Consider the following 13,641-nt stretch of genomic DNA (forward strand, 5'->3'; position numbering starts at 1 on the left):
GCGAATTCAAGGCATGCATTGGCGGCTCAAATGGCGATACCGCTATCCGGCGCTTCTGAGCCAGACCAGCATCTCGCCGGGTCGCGGTTGTCCTAGGCGAAATCGACGTTGTGCAGGTCGACGAGATGTCCCGCGCGCTCGCCGATGGCAGTATCGAGCATCGTGTGTCCTCCCTTCGGTTCGTTATCCCGGCGTATTCACCCATGCGCCGACGAAGGGCGGCAGCATGATGCACGTCTGCTGCTCGACAGCCTCGTTGCGCAGCCGCTCGGCGAGGGTATCGACGTCCACCTCGGCGGCGGTCGCGGTACCGACTGCCTCGGCCATCGGCAACAGGCTGCGCAAAGTGCCGGCAATGTAGTCGTAGATCGGCGAGTCGGGTCCGCTGCCGGCGAGCCCGGCGGAGTTCATCCGCGGCGCCGGCAGCCCTGCGCCGGCGAACACCATGGGCAGCCTGCCACCCATGTCGACCTCGAAACCCGCCCGCTTGATCGTGTCGATGATCCAGCCGCGGCATTTGCTAAACAGCGGCGCCTCTGGAAAACTTCGGGTGAGCGGCATCGCCAGTTCCTGGACGGCGACGATGCCGCCAGGCCGCAGGAAACCGGCAAGCCTGCGCAGGGTTGCGGCCGGGTCGGGCAGATACATCAGGACAAGCCTGCCGATCACCGCATCGAAGTCCCCGTCGGGCGAGAATGTATCAAGCTCAGCCGTTGTGAAACGTGTCCAGTAACACTGGCCGGATTCAGTGGCGCGCCGCTCGGCGATGTCCACAGCCTCTGCCGAGCGATCGACACCAAGCACCCTTCCCGCCGGTCCGACCAGCCTTCCGGCCAGCAACGAGACATCGCCTACGCCGCAGCCAATGTCGAGCACGCGCATGCCGGGTCCTATGCCCGCACTGCGCAGGACATGCTCGGTAAGGTGGTGAATGAGCGCTCCCTGCAGCTCCAGGCGCTTGAATTCGCTTTGCTTGTAACCCAACGCATAGGGACGCGGATCCATGGTGCTCTGATCACGGTCGGTCTTCTGTGCATGTTCGGCAAGCAGATTGTACATGTTTGACTCCATGATCGATTTATCGCGGATCGATTTGTCTCGATTTGACCGCTGGGCAGCCTGATGACCGCCCCCGGCCGGACCGTTCGGACGCCACTATGATTTCGGCGCCCGCGGAACGAACACGATATGCGGCGTCTTCGGCGGACGACCGGGCGGCACATAGTCCGGAACCGGCGTATCGTCTGCCGGGAGCGAAAGCACATATCGGTGGATGGCGCGCAGGTCGGCCTCGCTCATGGCACGCAGGTTGAACCATGGCATGGGCGGGCGCGTCTCGATCGTGCGCGCGAACTGTACCCAGTCGTCCTCGTCCATGGTTCGCAAAAACCGGCGAAGATTGGTTGGGTAAGTCGTACCCCACGGCCCGTTGAAGCCGAGCGAGTCACCGATCAGCCATCGATCCTGCGGGACGTTGCCGGCCTTCTCCAGGTACCCTGGCGTGTGGCAGTCGTTGCAGCCGCCGATTTTCACCAGGTATCGACCGTGCTCGATCGAAGCGGTCGCGGACGCCGCGCCCACCTCAACCTGGTTGAGCGTTGCGGCGGTGAATACTGCGGCCAGGCCAAGGGCGGCAATTGCGATGAGAGCTCTTCGTGTCATCAGCTTCTCCACTGCTATTTGACGCCGACGATCATCGAGTGAGGCCCGGTGAGATGCTCGCAGCGGACCTCCGCAAAGCCCGCCTCCTGCATCCAGCCCATGCCGTCGGCGCGCGTGTAGTCGAACCCACCATTGGTGTTGACCAGCATGTTGAGGCTCATCAGCAGACCCGCGGCGTTCTCCCGTCGCTCGTCATCGATGATCTGGTCGTAGACGATGAGCACGCCTCGCTTCGGCAGCGCGGAATGGGCCTTTGCCAGCAGCGCGCGCTTCACCTCCAGGTTCCAGTCGTGCAGGATATGACCCATCACCAGCACTTCGGCGGACGGCAGCGGCTCGGCGAGGAAGTCGCCGGGATAAAACCGAAGCCGGTCTGCAAGCGCGTACCGCTCCACATAGGCCTCGAATACCGGCCGCATCGGCGGCAGGTCGAAACCGCCGCCGGTGAGATGCCGATGGGCGCGTCCTATCTCGACCGGAAGCCTGCCTTCGGCTGTGCCGATATCGATGAAGGTGCGATAGTCCGTCCAGGGAAAATGCCGGGCGAGCGCCTCCGCCACCTGGAGGCTGCCGCCGGTCATCGCCTGCGCGAACATCGCCATCTTGTCCGGGTCCGAAAACAGCATGTCGAACAGATCTTCGCCGTCCTCGGTGCCGTTTTGCGGTTTGCCCGTCCTGAGCGCGTCGGTGAGCGAGCCCCAGTTCGCGTAAAGCAGCTGACCGGCCCTGGCGAGCATCCCGCCGACATAGGTCGACTTGTTGCGGTCAAGGTAGCGGTCAGTCACGGGCGTGTTGCAGTAGACGTTGCCCTCGCGCTCAAGCATGTTCAGCGCAACCAGCGCGTCGAAGAAATCCTGCGCTCCCCGCTCATGCAGTCCGAGCCGGTTCCGCAGTGTTTCACCTTCGAGAGGTCCAGCCGCCAACTCCGTGAAAAGGTCAAGTTCGACGGCGCTCAGCAACGTCTTCGATGCCCAGAAGCCGAGGCCGAGTTGCATGAGGCTTTCGGGCGACAGTTCCGCGACGTCCTTCGCCTGTTTCGTTACCTCGGTGATGTTTGCGTCCATAAGATTCCTCCTTGCTCAAGAGACCGTGACCTTTCCGAAAATCGGTTCCCGGTTTTCTGGATCACGGTCTGAGCGCGGGAGGACCATCGACCAGCGCGGCTACGGGTCGATTTCAGCCAGGCGGGATTTTGGTTACAGTTGTAACGAAGAAATCCGGCCGGCCGTGATCAGCCTGAATGCAGATGGCGGGCAAGGCATTGTGCGACGGCGGCCGACAGCAGCGGCTTCTTGATGACTTCGGTTATGCCGGCCGCCGTCAGTTGACGCGACCGCAGCGGGCGGCCGTAACCGGTCATCAGCACGATCGGAGGGTCGGGCCGGATCTTGTGCAACTGGCCCGAGAATTCGATCCCTGTCATGTCGGGCATGACCTCGTCCGTCAGCACCAGGTCGAAGCGTTCCGGATCGGTGCGGAATGCGCTGAGAGCCGTGGGGCTGCGGTCGAACCCGACCGGCTCGTAGCCGAGCGCGGTGAGCATCTCCTCCGCAAGCTGCATCAGCGGCGTGTCGTCGTCGACGACGAGGATCGTCTCGCCGTTGCCATGCTGGACCGGCACCTCGGCGGCGTCGCTCTCGTCCTCGTCCTGGGTTGCTGCGGCGGCCTCGATCTGCGGAAAATAGATCTCGAAGGTCGTGCCTTCGCCGGGCTTGCTCGTCACGTCGACCGCGCCTCTGTGCGTCATGACGATGCCGTGCACCGTCGACAGGCCGAGCCCGGTGCCTTGCCCTGCCGGCTTGGTCGTGAAGAACGGTTCGAATATGCGCTCGAGCGTCGCCTGATCCATTCCGTCGCCGGTGTCCCTGACGGCAAGGCGGAGATAGCGGCCGGCAGGCAGGTTGCCATGCGACAGCATCCGCGCCTCGACGAATTCCGTCGTGTGGAGACCGATTTCCAATGCGCCGCGGTTGTTCATCGCCTGCGCCGCGTTGGTGCCGAGGTTCATCACCACCTGCTGAAGTTCGGTCGGATCGCCCATCATCGCCGCATCCGCGGTTGCAAGATGCGTCTGCACTGAAAGCGTGGCGGGGAACGAGGCGCGCAACAGGTCGACCGCTTCGGCAACCACGGCTTCCGCCCGCAGCGCGTGATGCTGCCGCTCGTGGCGACGGCCGAAGGCCAGGATCTGCTCGGTGACGTCCTGCGCCCGCCTGCCGGCCTGCATGATCTGCTGGACGTAGCGCCGCGCGCGCGACTCCTTCAGCAGCACCGCCAGCGCCATCTCGCTGTAGCCGAGGACGGCACCGAGGATGTTGTTGAACTCGTGCGCTATGCCGCCGGCGAGCGTCCCGATCGCTTCCAGCCGTTGCGACTGGTTGAGCCGCGCCTGCAGTGCCTCACGCTCGCGTTCGCTATGCTCGCGCGCGATGGCATTGGCAAAAATCTCGGCGGCGGTGCGCAGCAGCGCAATGTCGTCGTCGGTCCAATGCTTTTCGTGCGTGACGGTATCGAGAGTCAGAAAACCCAATCGTTCGCCGGCATGCCACATCGGTATGCACAGCCACGATCGAAACTGGTGCGCCTGAAGGGATGCCTTCTCCCGCCCCTCGGGAAGCTCGTCGACGCTGGGAACGTCGATGCAGCCTTGCCGCTCATGGTCGGCAAGCGTCCAGCGTGAAGCAAGCTCGATCACGTCATTCGGCAGGGGGGCCGGCCTGCTCGCGCCCGGACGGCGATAGAAGTAGCCGCCGGAAGGACCGGCTATGTGGCTGACGAAAATCTGGGCGCCGTCGAGCCCGGCATGGTCGACCAGGCGCGCGAGGCCCTTGCTGATGCCGGCGCGGATGTGGTCGCGCGGCAGATTGATGAACTGCGTGGAGATCGAGGCGATCAGGCCCTCGAATTCCAGCCGCTCGCGCAGGATCCGCGCATTGCGGCGCAGTCGGGCGAACAGGTAGGCGACATAGCCGACGAGTCCCAGCGCGGCGACATAAAGCAGCGTCTGGAACAGTTCGGCCCTGGCCGCGGCCCGCCCATGCGCACCGAGATAGACGTCCTGCAGCGCGCGAGCCCGCTCGCTCGTCGGCGCGGTCTGCAGGCGGGCGACGAGACCGTCGACCGCCGGAAGCCTGGCGACGATAAGCCGGCCGTGGGAGACGAGCGAGAGCACATCGCTTGCAGGCACGGTATCGACCGAGGGCCTGGCCAGCCGGTCGAGTGCGGCGGTTACTGCCTTTGCCGCGTCCGGCTGGGGATCGCTGATAAACCGCGACATCGCGACCATCAGGGCTCCTATCTCGACCGCTCGAAGGCCGTCACCCTCGCTCGTGAGGCGACCGCTCATATAGTTGAAAAAGTTCAGCGAATTCTGCAGCAGCGCGTTGTCGGACTTGAACCTCTCGACAAGCGCTTCCTCGTCGCGGACCGCGGCGATGACCCCGGCGATCCGCTTGTCGATATCCACCCGTGTTTCGCCGCTTGCGACGTCGCGGTCAGCCGGCAGCGTCTGCGTCGCCTCATCCAGGTTCTCGATCGACCGCACAAGCGGATCGTAACTGCGCAGCAGTCCCGCGCGTGCCCGCAACACATCGCGCTGCAGGGCGGCGTTATAGAGGATGACGGTCCTGAGCGCATCGAGCGTGCGTTCGTGGCGCGCCGCATCGGGAGCCGTGCCCTGCACCAGGAGGTAGGTCAGGACGATGAGCAGGCAGGCAACGATCGGCGCCAGGATGCGTAGCGACTTCATTGCTGCAGACGATCGGCTGCGCTGGTCAACGGCCGGCCGCGATACTCGCCCGTCAAGGTCCCGAGGAATTCGACGATGAGATCGGCATCGCGCTGGTCGAGCTCCCGGCCGAGCTGGTTCTGCGCCATGATCTTCACCGCGTCTGCGAGCGATGCGGTGCGGCCATCGTGAAAATACGGCGCCGTCACCGCGACGTTGCGCAGGCTGGGAACACGGAACACATGGCGGTCACTTTCGGCGCCGGTAATGGCAAAGCGGCCGAGATCCGCCTTGGTCAGGGTCTTCTGGCGTGCGAAGGGATCCTGGAAGATGCCGAATTTCTGAAACAGATTGCCGCCCACATTGGCGCCCTGGTGGCAGGCGACGCAGCCATACGCTTTGAACAGTTGATAGCCGTGCTCTTCGTCGGTCGTGATGGCGTCGCGTTCGCCCTTGAGATAGCGGTCGAAACGGGCATCGGGCGTGATCAGCGACTGTTGAAACATCCCCAAGGCGTCGAGCACGTTTGTCCGGTCGGGAATGGAGCCGTAGACCCTCGCGAACCGCTGCGAATAGTCTGCATCGGAGCGCAGCCTGGTCAGCAATTCCTCCCAGCTCGTATTCATTAGCCTGTCATCGAGCAGGGCTGCCTCGTTCTGCTGCTCGAAAGTGCGAAAATTGCCGCGCCAGTTCAGCCGGAAATCGAGCGCCGCGTTGAAGACGGTCGGCGTGTTGAATTCGAGCGGCTTGCCGTCCGCCGCCACGGAACGGGCCTGACCGTCGTCGCCGCTGAGATCCAGCCTGTGACAGGAACTGCAGGCCACGACATCGCCATGCGACAGGCGGGCATCGTTGAACAGGCTCTCGCCGAGCGCGATCTTCGCCCGGTCGGAGGGACCGCTGGCCGTGATCGGCGCAATCGGCTCGCCCATCGGCGGGGCCGGCTGACTGCTCTGGGCCAACGCAAAAGGTGCCGCCATTGCCAGGCAAAGCGGAACAAAAAGCCCCGCCCGAACCTTACCAATCTGCTGATGTGCCATCGAGCGAGCCTGTGGCAGGGTGTGCGATCACGAAGATCATCGCGCTCACCAATAAATCGCCGAAAATCGATGTTTAATAAAAGCAACGGCTCGGTCATGAGTTCCACGCTTGCGGACGGTGCGAGATGTCAGCCGAACAAAACATTCGCCACGAACAGCAGTCGAAAGGCAGTATCGAGCAGGCAGCGGCGCCGAGGCATATTCTTGTCGTCGACGACAACGCCGAAATTCGCGATATGCTCACCAATTACCTGGAGAGCGAAAACTTCAGGGTCAGCGCGGTCGCCGACAGCCGGGCCATGTCGCGCGTCCTCAACGAAAAGCCCGTGGACCTGATGATCCTCGATATGAGGCTTGCGGACGAGGACGGGTTCGACGTCATGCGGCAACTCGGCAGTCCGCCGGAAGCGCCCATCATCATCATCACCGGCCACAGGCGCGACGAGGTGGATCGCGTCGTCGGCCTGGAACTCGGCGCCGACGACTACATCACCAAGCCCTTCAGCCTCAGGGAGCTGCTGGCGCGTGTTCGCGCCGTGCTGCGGCGATCGGCGTCGGCGCAGCCGCAGCCGCGCGGCAAGAAGCACATATGCTATCGTTTTGCCGGCTGGGAGCTCGACATGCGGATGCGGCGCCTGAGGTCGCCGGCGGGCGAGGCGACGCCGTTGACCGCCGGCGAGTTCAACCTGCTGGCAGCCTTCCTGAAATCGCCACAGCAGATCCTGAGCCGCGAGCAGCTACTCGCTGCCAGCCGCGTGCACGACGAGGAGGTGTTCGACCGCAGCATCGACGTGCAGATATTGCGGCTGCGCCGCAAGCTCGAGGTCAACCCGAGCGAGCCCAAGCTCATCGTTACGGAGCGTGGCGCCGGTTACGTGTTCGCGACCGCGGTCGAGGTACTCTGACGCTGCCGTGCCTGCGCCTGTCAGCAGACGGAGACCTTTCTATAGTTTCCAGGGACGACCGCCGATAGGCATCCAATGAGCCGGGCCGGTCTGCCTTTCAGGCCACCTCGCGCGTCTGATCCAGGTATTTTGGCGCCGGTGCACTCGGCCCTTGAGAATCCTTCAGCCTTCGGCAACATGGCGGCAAAGCTGAGAGCACGAGGATGAGCAAGGTCATTTCCGCCGCATCGCGGCGTCGGTCGGCACCGCGCAAGTCACCGATGGCGCTGACCGAGGCGCTGGTCGCCCGCACTTTGCGGGCGGTCGAGGACGCCGGGCCGACGCCGGGCATGGTCTACATGACCGATGCCGATTACGCGCGCATTCGCGACGAGGTGCTGGCCGGCGCGCCGGCCGGGCCGGTGAAGCTGTTTGCCTATGGTTCACTGCTGTGGAAGCCGGCCGGCGAGGTCAGGGGTGGCGAACGGGCCGTGGCGACAGGCTGGCACCGTTCGTTCTGTTTTACGGTGCAACGCTTCAGGGGAACGATCGAGCAGCCCGGCCTGATGATGGCGCTCGACCGCGGCGGCCAATGCCAGGGTATGGTGTTCGAGATCGCCGAGCCGGTGTCGGCCAATCTCGAAGCGCTGCTGCGCCGCGAGATGACCATCCTGCCGGCCGTCAATGTGCCGCGCTGGCTGCAGGTCAGGACGGGCGACGGCATGGGCCAAGCGCTTGGTTTCGTTGTCGATCCCGCCAATCCGCGCTATGCCGGCAAGCTCGAAAAGCGAGCGATAGCGGCGACCCTGGCCACGGCCGTCGGCCACTGGGGTTCGGGCGCCGAATATCTGTTCGAGACCATTCGCCATCTCGACGCTTGCGGCATCCGCGACCGCAACCTCTGGCAGCTGCAGGAACTTGTGGCCGAGGAGATCGGTCGGGCGCCGCCGTCGGGCTTTATTCGTCCCTGAGCCAGACCAGCATCTCGCCGGGGTCGCGGTTGTCCCAGGCGAAATACGGCACGGCGGTGACTTTTGCTTCCTCGACCGCTGGCGGTTCGGTGCGGTAGAGCCCCTCTTCCCAGTTTTCGAAAGCCTCCTTCTTGGCAATCGCCGAAAGTGTCACGACGCCGCCCAGAAGGTTCGGCTGCTGATGCGCCTCGATGTCGGCCGTCCGCGGCAAAGCGATGCGGTGCAGCTGGCTGGAATTGTCGGTCTCCTCGACGCAATAGATCAGCGGCCCGCGGGCCAGTGCGACGCGGCCGATATCCTGCCGCACCTGCGGATTGGCGTAGAGGCGATCGACGGCCATTTCGAGGTCGAGCTCGACGCGGTCGCCCTTGCGCCATTCGCGGCGGATCGCGGCATAGCCGTCGCTGGTGACAGCAGCCAGATCGACATCGGCGCCGTTGACCTTGAGCACTGCCTTGCGGCACCAGCCCGGCAGGCGCAGGTGCAAGGTGAACTCGGTCGGAGCTTGCGGTTCGACGGAGATCGAGACCGCGCCGTCCCACGGATAATTGCTGGTCTGGGTCAGCTCAATTTGCGTCCCGGCGATATCGAAACGAGCCGTGCCGTTTCCATAGAGATGGACGGCGAGTGCGTCGTCCGACAGGCCGTAGAAATAGCTGCCGATCGAGGCGACCATGCGCCCGACATTGGGCGGGCAGCACGGGCAGCGGTGCCATTTCCAGCGGTGGTGGGCGCCGCGGCTTTCGAGCGGATTTTCGTAGAAGAACAGCGAGCCGTCGAGCGACAGGCCGGAGATCGAGCCGTTGTAGAGCGCCCGCTCCATGATGTCGGCGTAGCGCGCGTTGGGACCCATGCCGAGCATGCGGCTTGCCCAGAACACCAGGCCGACCGAAGCGCAGGTCTCGGCGTAGGCGGTGTCGTTGGGCAGGTCGTAATCGGCGGTGAAACCTTCATTGTGCGCCGACGGCCCGAGGCCGCCGGTGACATAGAGGTTCTTGGTCATGAGATCGTCCCACAGCCGGTCGAGCGCCACCCGCAGCGTGTCGTCGCCATATTCGGTGGCGATGTCGGCCATGCCCGAATAGAGATACATCGCCCGCACCGCATGGCCGACGACCTTGTCCTGCTCGCGAACGGGCTTGTGCGACTGGTTGTATTCGTAAGTCTTGAAATGATAGGCCTTCGGGTCGGCGCCGCGGGCGCGCGCCTCCTCGTCGAAATAATGCGGCTCAAGTCCCCGCTGGTCGATGAAGTATTTGGCTAGCTCCATGTATTTGCGCTCGCCGGTCACCCGCGCCAGCTTGACCAGCGCCAGCTCGATCTCCTCATGGCCGCAATAGCCCTTCCTCTTGCCGGGCTCGGGACCGAACGTCTCGGCGATATGGTCGACATAGCGGCACATGATGTCGAGCAGCTTGCGCTTGCCCGTGGCCTGGTAATAGGCGACCGCACCTTCGATCAGATGGCCGGCGCAATAGAGCTCGTGGCAATCGCGCAGATTGGTCCAGCGCAGGCCCGGCTGGATGCGCTGGTACCAGCTCGACAGATAACCGTCGGGCTGCTGCAGCCTGCCATACATGTCGATGACGGCGTCGATCTTCTTCTCCAGCTCGTCGTTGCGGCGGCGGTAGAGCGAATAGGCGGCGGTCTCGATGGTTTTGCCCCAATCCGAGTCCCAGAACATCTGCGTCGTCACCGTCGATCCGGTGAACTCGTTGCCGGCGGTGGCTGCCTCGTCCGGCGAGGGTGAGTGGAACGGAATGACGACGCCGGGCGACGGCCGGTCCGGATCGATTTGCTCGAGCATGCGGGCCTCGACGCAGCGGTCGTAGAGGATGCCGGCGGTTTTTGAGGCGACGGCATCGACGCGGTCGCCCCAAAAGCCGCGCACATCGACCTGCGGCACCGGAAGCGGCCGGAAGGCGAGTTTCGGCTTGGCGCCCTGACTGGCGGATTGCGATGCGGTCATCAATTTACTCCGGTTCGGTTCGATTGGTCACTTGACGGCCCCTGCCATGAGGCCGCGGATGTAGAAGCGCTGCAGCAAAAGGAAGAGCACCAGGCACGGCACCATCATCACGGTGACGCCGGCCTGCACGGCGCCCCAGTCGATGGCGCCGAAGCGGCCGGACTGGAGTGCGGTCATCATGATCGGCAGCGTGAATTTCGACTGGTCGGTCATCAGCACGAGGGCCGCCAGAAACTCGTTCCAGGCGCCGAGGAAGGCAAACAGCGCGATGGTGACGATGCCAGGCCAGACCAGCGGCAGCATGACCCTCAAGAGCATGGTGACATTGTTGGCGCCGTCCATGCGCGCGGCCTCCTCGATTTCGCGCGGCACCGCGTCGAAGGCGTTGCGCATCATGAAGATCGAGAACGGCAGCTGCAGCGTGACGTAGACGCAGACCAGCCCGGTCAGCGTGTTGTGCAGGCCGATTTTTGTCAGCACCAGGAAGATCGGCGTCAGGATCGACTGGAACGGGATCATGATCGTCGACAGGATGACGACGAACAGCAGGTTCTTCAGCGGAAAGCGGAAGCGCGAGAAACCGTAGCCGGCGAGCACGCTGACGATCACCGACAGCACCACGGTCATGACCGAGACATAGATGCTGTTTTGTGCCGGCAGCCACAGGCCGTCGCCGAACGTGTTGAGCGTGGCGTAGTTCTCGAGCGAGATGCCGCTGGTCGGCCAGGGCGGCAGCGGCGGCTGGCGCGCCTCCTGCGCCGGCTTGAAGGCCGAAAGCACCGTCCAGGCGATCGGCGCCAGGAACAGAATGGACGCGACGATGCCAGTCGAGTGCTCGGCGATCTGCATGCCGATGCGGCGGTTGCGGCTCCTTGCCTGTGCCATCAGTCGACCCCCTCGGGCTGGCGCAACAGCCGCAACTGGATGAGGCTGAGCGCCACCAGGATGACAAGCAGGACCATCGATAGGGCGGCGCCATAGCCGAGCTTGAACGACACGAAGGACTGGTTGAAGATCCAATAGACTGCGGTCAGCGTCTGGTTGCGCGGGCCGCCGCGCAGGATGATGTAGAACTGGTCGAAGGCGAGGATCGAGCCGGCGACCGACAGGATCAGCGCCAGCGCCAGCGTGCGGCGCATCAGCGGCAGGGTAATCGCCCGGAACCGCGCGAATGGCCCTGCCCCGTCGATCATCGCCGCCTCTTGCAGGTCCGGCGGGATCGATTGCAGGCCGGTCATCAGGATGATCATGGTGAAGCCCGCCACCTTCCACACCACCATGGCGATGATCGACCAGAAGGCCGGCTGGAAGGTCGCCAGCAGATTGAATTTCTTCTCGGTCAGGCCAAGCTCGAAGGCGGCCGGGCTGAACAGGCCGGAATCGACATTGAGCAGCCACGACCACAAAAGGCTGGCCGAAGCAAAACCGATGACCGCCGGCATGAAGAAGGACGTGCGGTAGAAGCCGGTCAGCTGCCGCGGCCGTTCGATGAACAGCGCCAGCGGAAAGGCAACGGCAAAGATCGCGATCGTCACCACCACCGTGTAGTAGCCGGTGAACTTCAGCGCGTTCCAGAAACGGGTGTCACGCAGGATCGCCCAGTAATTGTCGAGCCCGATGAAGCTATGCGCCCCCATCAGCGGCCAATTGTGCAGCGACATCCAGGCGGTCATGCAAAGCGGCACGATGAAGAAGACGACGACCAGGGCAACGGCCGGCGCGACATAGAGCAGGCCGATCCACTGCCGGCGCCCGACGCCGACGAGTTTGCGGGGGCGCGTCGGGGCGGAGATTGCTGTGATGGTGGTCATGCGGGTCTTCCATTAGTGGGACGTCCCCCTCCCCCGGGGGGGGGGGGGGGGGGGCCCGGGCGGGGGGGGGGGGGGGGGGGGGGTGAGGGGGCGCCGCGGGAGTTGTTGGGGGGGGGGTTTGTGGGGGTGTGGGGGGTTCGGGGGGTTACTCATTTGGCGCCCCCCCCCCCCCCCCTCCGGGGGTGGGGCCCCGCCCTCGGCGGGGGGTGGGGTCCTCTGCGAAGTGCGCCGACGCTTCTTTCTGTCGGCGCGTTTCACTGAGGACCCCACCCGGACCTTCGGTCCGACCTCCCCTCAAGGGGGAGGTGGGCGCTCGCCCTACTTCTGCGGCGCCGAATCGATGATCGACTGCATGGTCTCCTGCGCGTTGGCTATGGCGCCGTCGACGTCTTCACCGAAGAAGACCTCGTTCATCATCTGGTTCCACGGACCGTTGGCCGAGTTGATCAGATCGTTGAACACCACCGAATAGGGCGTGCGGCCCTTGGCCATGGCTTCGGCGGCGACCTTGTAGCGCGGGTCGAGGTCTTTCAGCGCCTCGTTGGCGATGTCGCCGCGCACCGGCAGGCTGCCGTATTTCGCCAGGATGGTCTGGCCCTCGAGCGAATAAGCGAAGTCGAGGAACTCCTTCACCACCGCGACCTTGGTGGTGCCCTTGGTGACGACGAAATTGTCACCGCCGGCGAACGACGACCAGCCGCCGTCCTTGCCGGGCAGGAAGGTGATGCCGTAGTCGATGTCGGGGTATTGCGTGTTGAGCGCGCCGATGGCGAAGGCGCCGGACGGCGAGATGCCGATATTGCCTGTGGCGAAGGCGGCAAAGAAGTTGGAGCCGGTGTCGGTCTGCGCGCCTGAAGGCACAAGGTCCTTCTTGACCATCGAACGGTAGAGGTCGATGGCGCCGCGCATCTGCGGCGTATCCAGCGTCGCCTTGGAGCCGTCCTCGGTGAGGATATCGCCGCCCGAGGCCCAGATCAGCGGCGTGAAGGTGAAGATGTTGCAGCCGCCGCAATTGCCGGAGAAGTAGAAGCCCTTGATGTCGCCGCCGAGCGCGTTGACCTTTTCGGCGTCGGCTTCGATCTCGGCCCAGTTGGTCGGGCCCTTTTCCGGGTCGAGGCCGGCCTGCTTGAACAGCTTCTTGTTCCAGATCAGCACCGAACTATCGGCCGAGAACGGCAGCCCGTAGATGCGGCCCTTATAGGTGCCGGTCTTGACATGCGCCGGCGACAGGCTGGCGAAATAGGGGAGCGATTTCGCCCAGTCGGTGATGTCTTCGAGCTGGCCGGCGGCGGCGAAGGACGGGGTGTAGATCAGGTCGAGCGACAGCGCGTCGGGCGCCGTGCCGCCGGCGGCGGCAGCGCCGTATTTCGGGATGATTTCGGCATTGGGGATGATGTCGAGCTTGATCTGGTTCTGATGCCCCTTGTTGAAGGCATCGACGATGCGCGGCATGAAGTTCGAGCCGTCGGCGCGAACCCAGATGTTGGCGGTGTCGGCGGCGGCCGCGCCGGCTGTCGCCAGCGTGCCGAAAATGCTCGCGGCGATGGCGAGCCCGGTAATGGTGGTTCTCATGCTTC

11 protein-coding genes are annotated in these 13,641 nt (G+C 64.4%); 2 read left to right on the top strand and 9 right to left on the bottom strand.

What is annotated here, in order from left to right; genetic code table 11:
- Positions 1 to 183 precede the first annotated feature (183 nt).
- The 5 genes from AC0L2Y_RS24745 to AC0L2Y_RS24765 all read right to left on the bottom strand — a co-directional run bounded on the left by AC0L2Y_RS24745 (position 184) and on the right by AC0L2Y_RS24765 (position 6,321).
- Positions 184 to 1,059: a class I SAM-dependent methyltransferase gene (locus AC0L2Y_RS24745; protein ID WP_473560139.1), complete on the bottom strand. Its 876-nt coding sequence runs from the start codon at positions 1,057 to 1,059 to the stop codon at positions 184 to 186.
- A 96-nt stretch (positions 1,060 to 1,155) separates the two neighbouring features.
- Positions 1,156 to 1,662, bottom strand: a complete 507-nt coding sequence (locus AC0L2Y_RS24750; RefSeq protein ID WP_473560140.1) for a hypothetical protein — start codon at positions 1,660 to 1,662, stop codon at positions 1,156 to 1,158.
- Between the two features lie 14 nt (positions 1,663 to 1,676).
- On the bottom strand, positions 1,677 to 2,726 hold the full coding sequence (locus AC0L2Y_RS24755) for a methyltransferase (RefSeq protein WP_473560142.1): 1,050 nt from the start codon (positions 2,724 to 2,726) through the stop codon (positions 1,677 to 1,679).
- Between the two features lie 167 nt (positions 2,727 to 2,893).
- Positions 2,894 to 5,410, bottom strand: coding sequence for a two-component system VirA-like sensor kinase (locus AC0L2Y_RS24760; protein WP_473560144.1), 2,517 nt, complete (start codon positions 5,408 to 5,410; stop codon positions 2,894 to 2,896).
- Positions 5,407 to 6,321, bottom strand: coding sequence for a cytochrome-c peroxidase (locus AC0L2Y_RS24765; protein ID WP_473560146.1), 915 nt, complete (start codon positions 6,319 to 6,321; stop codon positions 5,407 to 5,409). The genes AC0L2Y_RS24760 and AC0L2Y_RS24765 overlap by 4 nt, the downstream gene beginning before the upstream one ends.
- A gap of 233 nt (positions 6,322 to 6,554) precedes the next feature.
- Between AC0L2Y_RS24765 and AC0L2Y_RS24770 the strand changes: the two genes are divergently transcribed.
- Together AC0L2Y_RS24770 and AC0L2Y_RS24775 are read left to right on the top strand one after the other, a co-directional pair.
- On the top strand, positions 6,555 to 7,334 hold the full coding sequence (locus tag AC0L2Y_RS24770) for a response regulator (protein ID WP_473560148.1): 780 nt from the start codon (positions 6,555 to 6,557) through the stop codon (positions 7,332 to 7,334).
- A gap of 203 nt (positions 7,335 to 7,537) precedes the next feature.
- Positions 7,538 to 8,284: a gamma-glutamylcyclotransferase gene (locus AC0L2Y_RS24775; protein WP_473560149.1), complete on the top strand. Its 747-nt coding sequence runs from the start codon at positions 7,538 to 7,540 to the stop codon at positions 8,282 to 8,284.
- Here the strand turns inward: AC0L2Y_RS24775 and AC0L2Y_RS24780 are convergent.
- The 4 genes from AC0L2Y_RS24780 to AC0L2Y_RS24795 form a co-directional block, all read right to left on the bottom strand.
- Positions 8,271 to 10,253 carry a glycoside hydrolase family 127 protein gene (locus AC0L2Y_RS24780; RefSeq protein WP_473560151.1) on the bottom strand — a complete coding sequence of 661 codons (1,983 nt, stop codon included), beginning with the start codon at positions 10,251 to 10,253 and terminating at the stop codon, positions 8,271 to 8,273. The two genes, AC0L2Y_RS24775 and AC0L2Y_RS24780, sit on opposite strands and share 14 nt — an antisense overlap.
- A 27-nt stretch (positions 10,254 to 10,280) precedes the next feature.
- Complete coding sequence (locus AC0L2Y_RS24785) at positions 10,281 to 11,138, bottom strand: carbohydrate ABC transporter permease (protein WP_473560153.1); 858 nt, start codon at positions 11,136 to 11,138, stop codon at positions 10,281 to 10,283.
- Positions 11,138 to 12,064 carry a carbohydrate ABC transporter permease gene (locus AC0L2Y_RS24790; RefSeq protein ID WP_473560155.1) on the bottom strand — a complete coding sequence of 309 codons (927 nt, stop codon included), beginning with the start codon at positions 12,062 to 12,064 and terminating at the stop codon, positions 11,138 to 11,140. The genes AC0L2Y_RS24785 and AC0L2Y_RS24790 overlap by 1 nt, the downstream gene beginning before the upstream one ends.
- Positions 12,065 to 12,382: 318 nt before the next feature.
- Positions 12,383 to 13,636: an ABC transporter substrate-binding protein gene (locus tag AC0L2Y_RS24795; protein ID WP_473560157.1), complete on the bottom strand. Its 1,254-nt coding sequence runs from the start codon at positions 13,634 to 13,636 to the stop codon at positions 12,383 to 12,385.
- Positions 13,637 to 13,641 lie beyond the last annotated feature (5 nt).

This window comes from Mesorhizobium sp. WSM4830, assembly GCF_055811495.1.